Raw genomic sequence first — 12,334 nt, 5'->3', positions numbered from 1 at the left:
TATTGCCGCATCTCCAGTTACCTGCAGACCATGGCAAATCAGGGATACAATCCGCTGGTCGCCATTCAAATGGCCTTTTCGGGACAGCTCTATGCTGATAGGGGTGAGTAGTTACGTTTTTTGTACAGCATGGTCATGGCTGACATCGTAAGCTTCCCTTCCTGCAGCAAGCCCTGCACACTGTCCCACTAGGATGGAAAGACTGGGGAATGATCTTTTCCCTGGCCATTCCCATATTTCTGCTTACCGAAACATACAAGTGGTTTCGATTCAGGCAAATCAAAAAAGCAGCTGATCAAGCCAGGATTGTGGGAGCTGGCGTTATCCGCCCTGCAGAAAATCCAAGGCAACCGTCAGTTCCCGGGTACGCGCAAAAGGCGGCATCGCATCCAGAAAGGTATGTCCGTAGTGCTTGCGCAGCAGGCGCGGGTCACAGAGCACCAGCACGCCCCTGTCGGTCACATCACGGATCAACCGCCCCGCGCCCTGTTTGAGCGCAATGGCCGCCTGGGGCACCTGGTATTCCATGAAAGGGTTGCCACCGGCCTTGCGCATGGCATCCAGGCGCGCCTTGAGCACCGGATCTCCCGGCGAAGCAAAGGGCAGCTTGTCGATGATCACCAGGGACAGGGCTTCGCCCCGCACGTCCACCCCTTCCCAGAAGCTAGACGTTCCCAGCAACACGGCATTGCCATGCTCAACAAACTGCTTCAGCAGTTCCGCCTTGGGCGCACTGCCCTGCACCAGCAGCAGGTAGTCCAGCCTGTCTTTCAGCCAGTCCGCTGCCAGATGCAGGGCCCGGTAACTGGTAAAAAGCAGGAAGGCCCGCCCACGGCTGGCCTGCAGCATGGGCAGGGCCAGCTCCATCACCTTGTCGGTGTAGTTCGGTACACTGGGTTCCGGTAGGCCTTTGGGCACGAACCACAACGCCTGTTCTGAATAGTCGAAAGGACTGCCCCAGCAACGGGTGTCCGCTTTGTCCAGCCCCAGCTGCTGCTGGAAATGGGCGAAACTCTCTCCCACCGCCAGGGTGGCGGAGGTGAATATCCAGGCCGCGGGATGGCAGGCCATCTGCCCCTGAAACAGCCCGGCCACGTCCAGCGGCGTACTATTGAGCCGCACACTGTGAGCGTGCACCTCGAACCAGCGCACCTGTTCTTCAGCAGCCCCAGCGCTGACAATCTGCATCAGTTCCGTTCCCAAAGCCTGGGCGCGGGTCAGACAGCTGTCCAGGCCTTTGCCCCGCCCTTCGATGCTCTTGAGCATTCCCCGCAGACCTTCGAGTTCCTTTTGCAGATATTCCAGACCGTTCTGCACACCCGCATTGCCCGCCACCTCATCCCAGGTGCCGCGATGACCATCCCTTCCGAAAGCCAGGCGAAAATCCCGCGCAGCCTTTTCCAGATGATCGATCTGCTCAAGGATTTTCGGCAGGTCTCCCGCCTCGCGCACATACTCCGCCCGGGTATCCCGGCACAGGTCCAGAAACTGCCGGGTGCCCACCGAAATCCCAAAGAAATTGCTGGCCACGTCGGGCAGCTGGTGGGCCTCGTCGATGATGTAGGCATCCGCAACCGGCAGCAGCTCGCCAAAGCCTTCGTCCTTGATAGAGAAATCCGCACACAGCAGATGATGGTTGATGACCACGATATCCGCTTCCTGGGCACGCTTGCGGGCTTCCACCAGGTGACACTTGCTGAAAGACGGGCATTCACTGCCCAGGCAATTGTCGCCGGTGGAGGTGATCAGAGGCCAGACGGGTGAATCCTCGGGAAGGCTGGTCAGCTCGGCGATATCACCACTGCGGGTGGCGATGGACCAGCCCTGCACCTGACGCAGATGGCGCGCCACTTCCCGCCGGTGCCCCCGCGCATCCAGCAGGGCATTTTCCATGCGGTGTACACACAGGTAATTGGCCCGCCCTTTCAGCAGGGATATGCTAGCGGGACTGGACATGGCCTCCCGCAGCAGGGGCAGATCCTTGATGAACAGCTGATCCTGGAGGTTCTTGGTGCCCGTGGAGATGATCACCTTGGCGCCCGACAGCAGCGCCGGCACCAGGTAGGCGAAAGTCTTGCCGGTTCCCGTACCGGCTTCAGCGATCAGGCGGCCACCGCTTTCGATGCAATGGGCGACGGCATCACCCATTTCCTGCTGCTGGGAACGCCAAGAAAACCCCGGCAGAACCTCGGAAAGCACGCCCCGGGGACCGAGTACCCCTTCGACATCGATCATCAGCGCGAGCGGCTGATCAACTTGTTGTTGTCGGCACGCAGAGCCTGATCCTGTCCAGCAAAAGCATTGGATTTGGCGGCCAGGCTGGACGCCAGGGCGTACTGCTTCTGTTCATATCTCACGTGGGCCAGACGATTCCACAAGACAGCATTTTTCGGTTCGATACGCAGTGCCCGCTCAAGGCTGGCGGCAGCCGCCACCAGCTGACCGGAAGCTCGCTGATCCTCTGCCCGCCGGCTCAGCGCCTGCACGGCCCTGGCCGGTTCGGGACGGCTGTATTTTGGTGTTGCCGGCTCGCGATAGGCGGTCACCTCCGGGGGCTGGTAGCGTCCATTTCTCCGGGGTGGTGGCACCCGGCTTTCGGCTGGCACATTGCTCACCGGCCCGCTCCGGCCGGGCATGGGCGTGGTGGCACAGCCGGCCAGAAAACCGACAAATATTAACCCGGCGACCAAATATGTCGCCCTCAGTGCTTCAAACAGGACGCGTATCAAGGCGCGGCTTGCAGGCAATGGCAAGCCCTTGTCAAAAGCCGCAACACCGATACGCGTCCTGTTTGAAGCACCTAACAAATTGATAATAAAATGAAAGGCCACCCTTACTGCGCTGGTGGACGGCGTTATCAGCACTTGCTGTAGAATGGCTACAGCGGCGCGTTGATGCCTTGCCACCAACGCAGTAAGGGTGGCTGAGGACGATATATTTGGTTGCCGGGTTAATAAAAGCAGGCTGACAATTCGATAATACATGGACATTTACATATTGAACGGCAATAGCCCTATCCTACCAAGTTTTTCCGACCACGGAGGGAAACTGCCGGCGGAGCGCTCCTCATTGATAGAGAAAGGACATACTCTTCCTGCCGCCGCCATGCATCGTGTTTGTTACAGGTTCCGCAGTTGCTGGAAACCCGGGCAGTATGGAAGGTGCCGATGCCAAATGCCAGCTCCTGGCGGACAAATCCAGGTTTCCTGGCAGCTGCCGTGCTTGGACAGCTGCACCTATCCCTTCCCCTTCCACCCGCATGAACCACTCCACTGCAGGATACTATTAACCCGCCGACCAAATATGTCATGTTCAGCCATGATGAGCTGTGCAACCGGCGATTGATTGCAGTACAGTGGCAACATATGCCGAATACATGTTGTAAGGGAAAAACGGAACCCTGCTCTTGTTTGAAGACAGGCTGAATACAGGGAACCCTTTCTCCCTTTTCCCGGGCCGTTTCACTCAAGCGGCATGATCTTTTCCAGGATCTCAGCCCGCAGTTCATCCGGGAGCGCTTCCCGCAAGGGTGATCCCAGCAGGTCTGCAGTGTTGGCCTGCTCCGGTATAAGTTCTTCCCCGCTCAAGTACTGGCTCAGCCAGTCACGCATGAAGAATTCTGCACAGTTCCTCAGGCGCTGCAACTGCTCGGATGTCTGCCCAAGGATATCTGCCACCTCGGATTCTCTCATGCCATGAACATCCGCGAGCAAGAGAGCCTGACGCCATGTGGGAGGCAGATAGGCCAGCGCCCGATGAATCAGCAAGCTCCTTTCACGCAGGACTTCCGCTTCTTCCGGATCATCACTTTCCGGGTCGGGAATGATGTCCTCCATGCGGATCACTTCGTCCGGCTGGTAGAACTCGTATATCTGTGTATCTTCATCATCACTGACATCCATAGCATCATCGGGGGCGAAATCCTCCGTGGACACACGGCGTTCTCGAATCCGGTGCGCCTGGACCTCCTCCTGGAGAATATCCAGAGCCAGCCCGGTCAGCCAGGGCAGGATTTCCAGATGCCGGGGCTTGTCTCTGAACGCATCAAAACCCCTGGCGATGGCTGCATCCAGTATCTCTTCTGCGCGTATATCCGTGGGTGACAGATCACCCACAGCCTGACGGTAAGCGAGCTCCCGGCGGATAAACTGGTAGAGCCCTGACAGATGAGGCTGCACCAGCTCCACGTAGAGCTTGCGCTGCTCTCCGTCACTGCTGGCGTCTCCGGTCAGCAAACTGTTCAACTGAGCGCGGCGCCTGGGGCGCTTCCAGAGGTGATCGTTTCTTGACAAATGCTTGAAGCGGTCGACCTAGCGGCGAAGCTCTGCAAAAGCCTGGCGTATCGCGGCGGCGCCGTCATCGGCTTCTTCCAGAGCCACCAGGGTCTTGCCCGGAAGAAGCAGCTTGAGCCGCGTCCGATACAGGGGCTTGTTGCCATGACGCGCTACAGCACCTTCCAGACGCACGGCATCGCTGTCAAAACTGCCCAGCATTTCCTGTAGTGCAGTGTTCGCCTCCCTGACGTGTTCCTTAAGTGAACGCTTCTCGTTCTTGTCGATTTTTGTGTATGAAAACCGGATATTCATCCCTTTACCCTCTACTGTGAATGACAGAAACATGAGGGCAGGTGGCTTCCGATTCAAGGGAGCAGCTGTTCACCCGGCGACAACACAGGCAATGCTCAGGGGTTTGCCCTGCTTCCACCTGGCAAGAGGATCAGCAGATCCGTATCAGAACGGCAGCAAACAGACAAATACCTGTGACGACTCAATCAAACAGCCGCTCGAAGAAACTGCCGCCGGGACGTTCTTCACCCAGGCAATCCGAACGCAGCTGCGGCTCCGAACCACGAATGAAAGGCATGGCTATTGCTCCTTCGCAATAATCGGCACTGAGATAGCCGGTTTGCGGATCGACCCAGATATAGACGATATCCTCGGGAGACAACAGGCCCAGGGGCTGAGGTTTCAGGGCTTTCATTACCCGGCCCCACAGGACCAGCGCACCGGAGGAACCGGTCAGGCCGGCAGGTTTGTTGTCATCACGTCCAACCCAGGCCACAGCCAGCCAGTCACCGCTGAACCCGGCAAACCAGCTGTCGCGCAGTTCATCGGTGGTGCCGGTCTTGCCTGCCACTTCCAGAGATTCAGGCAGATAGCGCCGTATGCCTCTGCCGGTGCCGGCGCGCATGACTTCCACCAGGTTGCGATCGAGGAGGTACACCGGACCCGGCTCTGCCACCTGGGCAACCTCCAGCGGATAGCGCTGCAAAGGCTGGCCCTGGGCATCGACGATCTCACGTATGGCGCGCAGTGGCGAGCGGAAACCAGCGGCGGCAAAGACCTGGTAGAACTGGGCCACTTCCAGGGGCGACAGGGACACGGCACCCAGCAACAGGGAAGGCAGCGGGCTGAGTTCACGCTGCACACCCAGACTGTGCAGCAGGGAAACGACATTTCTTACCCCCAGGGCAAGGCCCAGGTGCACCGTCGCCAGGTTGTAGGACTTGGCCAGCGCCCGATGCAGGGGCACCAGGCCATGAGCCTTCTTGTCGTAGTTCTTCGGCGACCATACCCTGCCTCTAGCATCCTTGAGGTGCACCGGCTCATCCTCCAGCAGGGTCACCAGGGAATAGTCATCGGGATGGGACAGAGCCAGCAGATAGATCACCGGCTTGATCAGGGAACCGATGGGACGCACGGCATCCAGCGCACGATTGAAACCCGCGTAGCCCGCTTCCCGTCCGCCACTGAGGGCGCGGATCTCGCCGCCCTGGGGCGAGACCAGCACCATGGCCGCCTGCAGGGTACCCGCTGGCAGCTTGCGGTGTTTTTCCAGGCTGCTCAAACCACTGCTGATCTGCTTGTCCAGCAGCTGTTGCGCCCAGGGATCCAGGGTGGTGAAAATGCGCAGTCCCTCGGAGGTCAGATCCTCCTCCTGGTAGTCACGCTGCAGCTGGCGGCGCACTAGGTCGATGAAAGCCGGATGCCGGGCATTGCTCAAACGGCCCTTCTTGCCCACACCCAGGGGCTGTTTCATGGCCTTGTCTGCCGTTTTCTGATCGATGAAGCCCTGATCCACCATGAGCTGCAGCACCAGGTTGCGGCGCTGCAGGGCGCGCTCGGGATGCTTGCGGGGATTGTAGTAGGATGCACCCTTGAGCAGCCCCACCAGCAAGGCTGTCTCAGCCAGATTCAGCTCATTGAGAGGGCGGTTGAAATAATAGTACGCCGCCAGACCGAAGCCGTGGATGGCGCGGTCACCATCCTGCCCGAGGAATACCTCGTTGGCATAGGCTTCCAGGATCTCATCCTTCCCGTAGCGGGCATCCAGGATAATGGCCATCAGTGCTTCATTAGCCTTGCGCCACAGGCTGCGTTCCGGCGTCAGGAAGAAGTTCTTCACCAGCTGCTGTGTCAGGGTGCTGCCACCCTGTACGGTACGCCCTGCCCTGACATTGGCCATGAGCGCCCGGGCAATACTGTAGAGGTTGATGCCGTGATGATGGAAGTAATCACGGTCTTCGGCGGCCAGCAACGCCGCAACCAGATGATCCGGCAGTTCATCACGACGCACCAGTACCCGGTCCTCTTTGTGGGACGGGTAGATGCTGCCAATCTCCGGCGGCTCCAGGCGCAGCACGTCCAGTGACTTGCCGCTTGCCGCATCCTTCAGGGCGGCAACCGTACTGCCACCGATACGCAGGCTGACCCTGCGGGAAGGTTCCATGCCATCCCAGAAAAGGAAATCCCGGGTCTGAAAGACGAAGTGCGAGCCGGAACGGCTCCACTGGGCGACGGAACCCACCTTTTTAACCTTGCGGTAACCCAGAGCCCGCAGCTCCGCCTGCAGGCGCTCGGTAGTGAGGTTCGCGCCCACGTAGAGTTCCAGGGGACTGGCATACACCCGTGCAGGTATGGCCCAGCGCTTGCCTTCGAACTTGATACGAACGACCTGGGACAAATACAGGGAATAGCCGCCCACCACCAGCATGGCAAGCAGGGTCAGCCCCAGCAGCCACTTCAGCCAGGGGAAACCCCGCCTGGCGCTTTTCTTGCTGGCCGGCTTGCGTTTGCGCCTGACCACCTTCTTGCGCACGGCAGCGTTCTTTTTACGCACCGGTTTCTTCTTGGCGGGAGGCATTCAGTATCCTTGCACGAAACAGCGATACCGTACCGGATCCGGCAGTTCGACAGGCTTCAGACTATCAGTCAAAGGGATGCTGCAGCACCAGCGTCTCTTCCCTGTCCGGCCCGGTGGAGATGATATGGATGGGCGTCTCGCACAGCTCCTCGACCTTCTTCAGGTAGGCCTGGGCGTTCTCCGGCAATTCCCCGAAACTGTTTGCGCCACGGGTGCTGCCTGTCCATCCCGGCATTTCGATATACACGGGCTTGCAGCGCTCGAAAGCATCCGCGCCAGCAGGAGGGATATCCACCTGTTCGCCATCGAAATCATAGGCCACACAGATCTTCAGCTTTTCCAGACCATCCAGCACATCCAGCTTGGTGATGCACATGCCGGTGACGCTGTTGATTGCCAGGGACCGTCGCAGTGAAACGGTGTCCAGCCAGCCACAGCGGCGCTTGCGCCCGGTGGTGGCGCCGAATTCATGTCCTTTCACACCCATGTAGTTTCCCGGACCGTCTTCATCGAACAGTTCTGTCGGGAAAGGTCCGGCGCCCACGCGGGTCGTATAGGTCTTGACGATACCTACGATATAGTCCAGCTCACGGGGGCCGGTTCCGGTGCCCGCGGCTGCACCACCGGCGGTGGTGGTCGAAGAGGTCACATAGGGATAGGTGCCGTGATCGATGTCCAGCAGCGCGCCCTGGGCGCCTTCGTACATGACACTCTTGCCTTCCCGGCGCATGCGATGCAGCGTGCCGGGAATGTCTTCCACCAGATCGCGCAGGGCATCTGCCTGGGCCAGGCCCTGCTCCAGCACTTCGCTGTAATCCACAACAGGCTGCTTGAAATAATGCTCCAGGGCAAAGTTGTGGTATTCCATCACTTCCCGGAGGCGTTCCCTGAAATGCCCTTCATCCATCATCTCTCCGAGGCGGATGCCCCGGCGTGACACCTTGTCTTCGTAAGCAGGGCCGATACCACGCCCGGTAGTGCCGATGGCTTTTTTACCACGTGCGATCTCGCGCGCCTGGTCCAGGGCAATGTGATAGGGAAGAATCAGGGTACAGGATTCGCTGATTCCGATGCGGGAGCGGGCATCCACCCCTGTCTCTTCAAGCTCTTCCAGCTCCTTCAGCAGTGCTTCGGGTGACAGCACCACACCATTGCCGATGAGGCAGCGCACACCTTCACGCAGGACGCCCGAAGGAATCAGGTGCAGGACAGTTTCCTTGCCATCGATCACCAGCGTATGGCCGGCATTGTGACCACCCTGAAAACGGACTACGGCCTCAGCCTTTTCGGTGAGCAGATCGACGATCTTGCCCTTGCCCTCATCACCCCATTGGGTACCAATTACTACTACGTTCTTGCCCATCTGATTCTTCTCGCTAGGTTTTGTAACACCGGCACAAACGCCGGCACGCTAATCTCATCTTACTGGTTGCCCAGAGCCTGCACCTGCCAGCCGTCAGTCTGTCTGACCAGTACATGGCTGCACCCCATGCTCTGTGCGTCGCCGGTTTGTCCGGGCAGCTCCCGCACCACGGTTTTTCCCTGTTCCCTCAAGGTCCTGATCGCCTGGTCCAGCTCGGCATCCGTTTGCCAGGGCGCATAGATCCTGTCATTTTCCACCGGCTCAGGCGCTCGTCCTAAACGCATCAGGTTCTTCAGATCAGCACTGAAGCCCGTGGCCGGCCGGGCACGGCCAAATTTTTCGCCGATGTGATCATAACGCCCGCCCCTGGCGATCTCCTTGCCCGAACCGGGAACGAAAGCGGCAAACACCAGGCCCGTCTGGTACTGGTAGGCGCGCAATTCCGCCAGGTCATAGTGCACGGGCAGATCGGGAAGACAGGCCTGCAGCAGCTGGCCTGCCTGTTCCACCGCATCGACGGCCTGTTTCACTTCGTCACTGGCGGCAGAGAGTTTTTCCCTGGCCCGGTCCAGCACATCGGACTTGCCGTTGAGTCCGGCCAGTTCGATGAACATCTGCGCCAGAGACGGATCCAGGCCAAAGCTGTCCACCAGGGCACGGATCTCGGGTACGGCCTTGCGCTGCAGTGCTGCAAAAAGTGCATTTTCCTGTATTTTGTCCAGCTCCGCCTGGCGGGACAGCCCACGGAAGACCCCCACATGGCCCAGATCCAGGAAGACATTCTCCACCCCGGCGGTTTCCAGGGTCGCCATCATCAGGCAGAGGATTTCGACATCACTCTCCACCCCGGCATGACCGTACAGCTCCGCGCCGATCTGCAGCGGGCTGCGGCTGGCGGAAAAGCCGTCACTGCGGGTACGGAACACGCTGCCGATGTAGCACAGGCGGTTGGGTTCGTCACAGCACAGCTGGTGGGCATCAATACGGGCCGCCTGGGGCGTGATATCCGCACGTATACCCAGCAGGCGTCCGCTGATCTGGTCGGTCATCTTGAAGGTCTGGCGTTCCAGGTCCTTGCCTGCACCGGTAAGCAGGGAATCCAGGTATTCGATGAAGGGGGTGATGACCAGCTGATAGCCCCAGCTGCCGAACTGGTCCAGCAGACGCCGCCGCAGGGTTTCCAGGCGTCTTGCCTGATCCGGCAACAGTTCATCTATGCCTTCGGGTAACAGCCAGTGTTTGTGTGAATTCAGCATTCTCGATTCAGTGTCAGTTGGTGGCGGTGCGCAATCCGGCTTGCCGGATCATCTCACCAGATACAGCAATCCCAGCCCCGCAATCATGCTGACCAGGCCAATACGGCGCACCAGCCTGTCATCCATTTCATTCAACATGCGCAGCATGTTGCGAAAGCGTCCGGGATTCAGGAAAGGCAATATACCTTCGAAAACCAGCATCAGCGCCAGTGCTGCCAAAAAGTCCTGCCACGCCATCTTTGACTCCCGTCCGGTTCGGGCACTTACCCGAAAAAGCCGGGGCATGCCCCGGCTGAATCAGTCATTTTCCCAAAGTTGACGCCTATTCGCCAGCCCCGTCACGAAAATAACGGAAGAACGGCGATGCCGGGTCCAGCACCATCATGCTGCCCCCGCGGGAAAACACGTTGCGGTAAGCTTTCAGGCTGCGCCAGAAATCGTAAAACTCGGCATCCTGTGAAAAAGCCTTGGCATAAATACCTGCCGCTTCAGCATCGCCCTTGCCGCGGATCTCTTCCGATTCCCGATAGGCATTGGCGATGATCTCGGTCTTTTGGCGATCTGCGTCGGCGCGGATACGCTCTGCCGCTTCCGCCCCCTGGGCGCGCAGTTCCCGTGCCACGCGCTCCCGCTCGGTACGCATGCGTTCATAGACCCGGTTGCTGATCTCGGGCGGGAAGTCGATGCGTTTGATGCGCACATCCACGATCTCCACACCCAGGTCACTGGAACTCTCGTCCGCCTTGCGGGTAAGCTCATCCATGATCTGGGTACGCTCACCGGAGATCACCTCGGAGATGGTGCGTTTGCCGAACTCATCCCGCAATGCAGCATTGATACGCTCACCCAGCAGGCGGGAAGTGGTCATCATGCTGCCCTTGGTAGACCGGTAATATTGCGCCGTGTCATCGATACGCCATTTGATGTAGGAATCCACCACCACGAATTTCTTTTCGCTGGTGAGAAAATGCTCCGGCTTGGCATCGAGGGTCTGCAGGCGCTTGTCGAAACGCTCTACCGTCTGGATCACGGGCATTTTCACGTGCAGACCCGGCTTGAAGTCGGAATCGACGATCTTACCCAGGCGCAACAGCAGGGCCACCTCGTTCTCCTGCACTACGAACAGCGATGCAGACCCCAGTATTATCAGCACCACGGCAACAACAGCCGCGATCATTGTCTTTGGAGAGTTCATCAGCGGTTCCTCCTGGCACGTTCCCTGTCAGCCGCCACTTCGCTGCGGCGGCGCTGGGCATCTTTCAGTTTACGGGTCTTGGATTCAGCTTCCAGACTTTCATAACCGGGCAGTTGGACCGCAGCTGCGGGCGCCATTTTCGGCTGATTCATCAGGCGGTCCAGAGGAAGATAGGTCATGGTATTGCTGCCTTCCTTGACGTCGAGCAGAACCTTGCCTGTTTCCGCCAGCACCTCCTGCATGGTTTCCAGATAGAGGCGCTTCCGCGTTACTTTCGGCGCCTTCTGATACTCGTTCAGCAGGGCCAGGAAACGCTTGGTTTCACCTTTGGCCTCAGACACCACCTTGAAAGCTTCTGCCTTGGCATCTTCCACCTGGCGGGCCGCCGCACCCCGGGCACGGGGCACGATATCATTTGCGTAGGCATCCGCCTGGTTCTGTACCCGCTCCTTGTCTGCCATGGCACGGGTGGCATCATCAAAGGCCTCTTTCACTTCTTCCGGCGGATTGGCGTCCTGGATGTTGACATTGGTGACAACAAGGCCGGTACGGTAGGTCTTCAGCAATGCCTGGGTATTCTGTTTCACCATGGCCGCAACGGCGCTGCGGTTCTGGGTAATGATCTCGTCCAGTGTGCTTTTGCCGGTGACTTCCCGCAATGCCGATTCCACGGCGCTGTAGATGGTCTTTACCGGGTCGGCATCCTGGAACAGGAAGTCCGCCGCGTCCTGGACACGGTACTGCACCGTCAGGGTCACATCGACGATGTTTTCATCCTTGGTCAGCATCTGGGCGCGATGCCCGAACTTGTTGACCTGGTCGACGTTGATAATGGTTTTATTGTCGACGAAAGGTATGAGGAAATGGGGTCCCGGCGTGGTCACGGAATGATAGGCGCCCAGCCGCTGCACCACGGCGCGTTCGGCCGGCTGCACGATATAAAAGCTTTTCATGCCCAGCAGGACAATAGCCACTACAACAATCAGAACAACAACCAGCTTGCTGCCGCCTTTGCCGCTGCCCCCGCCAATGGGGGAACCGCCACCGCGTTTGCCGCCAAACAGGCCGCCCACCTTTTCCTGCAGTTTCTTTACGACTTCGTCAAGGTCTGGTGGCCCCTGATCCTTCCCGCTCCAGGGATCCTGATCATTGCCACCCGGTTCATTCCAGGCCATGTATTACTCCAAAATTCAGTATTGGCCGTACAGCTTTGCTGCGGCCGAAAGGCTGATTATACCAAGTTCAAGGAAAAGTGCTAACGGACTGAAGTTTCCCAGAAATTATTCAAGCCACCATGCGCAGCAGCACAGTGACCAGAGAATTTCCGGGGGGATTGCCGGGTTTGGGGCAAACCCTGGCAAAATTCTCATCCAAAGC

Annotated in this window: 11 protein-coding genes and 1 pseudogene; 2 read left to right on the top strand and 10 right to left on the bottom strand. The window is 58.8% G+C overall.

The annotated features are described in order from the left end of the window. Nucleotides 1-161 precede the first annotated feature (161 nt). Nucleotides 162-254 (top strand): annotated as a pseudogene (locus tag ACOCD2_RS05245) (hypothetical protein); the annotation flags it as partial. Nucleotides 255-321: 67 nt separating this feature from the next. Here ACOCD2_RS05245 and ACOCD2_RS05240 read toward each other — a convergent pair. Both ACOCD2_RS05240 and ACOCD2_RS05235 read right to left on the bottom strand, forming a co-directional pair. Then, a complete protein-coding gene (locus tag ACOCD2_RS05240) occupies nucleotides 322-2,235 on the bottom strand; it encodes an ATP-dependent DNA helicase (protein WP_293645435.1) in 1,914 nt (637 codons plus the stop codon). Beyond that, a complete protein-coding gene (locus ACOCD2_RS05235) occupies nucleotides 2,235-2,615 on the bottom strand; it encodes a tetratricopeptide repeat protein (RefSeq protein ID WP_293652399.1) in 381 nt (126 codons plus the stop codon). The genes ACOCD2_RS05240 and ACOCD2_RS05235 overlap by 1 nt, the downstream gene beginning before the upstream one ends. Here ACOCD2_RS05235 and ACOCD2_RS05230 point away from each other — a divergent pair. Continuing rightward, nucleotides 2,608-2,823: a hypothetical protein gene (locus ACOCD2_RS05230; RefSeq protein ID WP_293652400.1), complete on the top strand. Its 216-nt coding sequence runs from the start codon at nucleotides 2,608-2,610 to the stop codon at nucleotides 2,821-2,823. The genes ACOCD2_RS05235 and ACOCD2_RS05230 overlap by 8 nt on opposite strands. Before the next feature lie 638 nt (nucleotides 2,824-3,461). Here the strand turns inward: ACOCD2_RS05230 and ACOCD2_RS05225 are convergent. The 8 genes from ACOCD2_RS05225 to hflK form a co-directional block, all read right to left on the bottom strand. After that, nucleotides 3,462-4,244 carry a sigma factor-like helix-turn-helix DNA-binding protein gene (locus ACOCD2_RS05225; RefSeq protein WP_293645439.1) on the bottom strand — a complete coding sequence of 261 codons (783 nt, stop codon included), beginning with the start codon at nucleotides 4,242-4,244 and terminating at the stop codon, nucleotides 3,462-3,464. Nucleotides 4,245-4,310: 66 nt separating this feature from the next. Beyond that, nucleotides 4,311-4,619: a hypothetical protein gene (locus ACOCD2_RS05220; RefSeq protein WP_293672479.1), complete on the bottom strand. Its 309-nt coding sequence runs from the start codon at nucleotides 4,617-4,619 to the stop codon at nucleotides 4,311-4,313. 148 nt (nucleotides 4,620-4,767) lie between these two features. Then, the gene (mrcB, locus tag ACOCD2_RS05215) at nucleotides 4,768-7,143 is read right to left on the bottom strand and encodes a penicillin-binding protein 1B (protein ID WP_293645443.1); all 2,376 of its coding nucleotides are present in this window, start codon (nucleotides 7,141-7,143) and stop codon (nucleotides 4,768-4,770) included. A gap of 64 nt (nucleotides 7,144-7,207) precedes the next feature. Beyond that, nucleotides 7,208-8,506 (bottom strand): adenylosuccinate synthase, encoded by a 1,299-nt coding sequence (locus ACOCD2_RS05210; protein WP_293645445.1) that lies wholly within the window; start codon nucleotides 8,504-8,506, stop codon nucleotides 7,208-7,210. Nucleotides 8,507-8,565: 59 nt separating this feature from the next. Next, nucleotides 8,566-9,762, bottom strand: coding sequence for an ATP phosphoribosyltransferase regulatory subunit (locus ACOCD2_RS05205; protein WP_293645447.1), 1,197 nt, complete (start codon nucleotides 9,760-9,762; stop codon nucleotides 8,566-8,568). A 48-nt stretch (nucleotides 9,763-9,810) separates the two neighbouring features. Continuing rightward, nucleotides 9,811-9,999, bottom strand: coding sequence for a DUF2065 domain-containing protein (locus tag ACOCD2_RS05200; protein WP_293645449.1), 189 nt, complete (start codon nucleotides 9,997-9,999; stop codon nucleotides 9,811-9,813). Between the two features lie 85 nt (nucleotides 10,000-10,084). Further along, nucleotides 10,085-10,957, bottom strand: a complete 873-nt coding sequence (hflC, locus tag ACOCD2_RS05195; protein ID WP_293645451.1) for a protease modulator HflC — start codon at nucleotides 10,955-10,957, stop codon at nucleotides 10,085-10,087. After that, complete coding sequence (gene hflK / locus ACOCD2_RS05190) at nucleotides 10,957-12,132, bottom strand: FtsH protease activity modulator HflK (RefSeq protein WP_293645453.1); 1,176 nt, start codon at nucleotides 12,130-12,132, stop codon at nucleotides 10,957-10,959. Before hflK ends, hflC begins: the two co-directional genes overlap by 1 nt. Nucleotides 12,133-12,334: the final 202 nt, after the last annotated feature.

The sequence above is a fragment of the Thiolapillus sp. genome (assembly GCF_048562965.1).
Taxonomy (GTDB): Bacteria; Pseudomonadota; Gammaproteobacteria; order Chromatiales; family Chromatiaceae; genus Thiolapillus; species Thiolapillus brandeum_A.
Note: the sequence above shows the minus strand (reverse complement) of the source record. Positions and strands in the feature narration are given on the sequence as shown.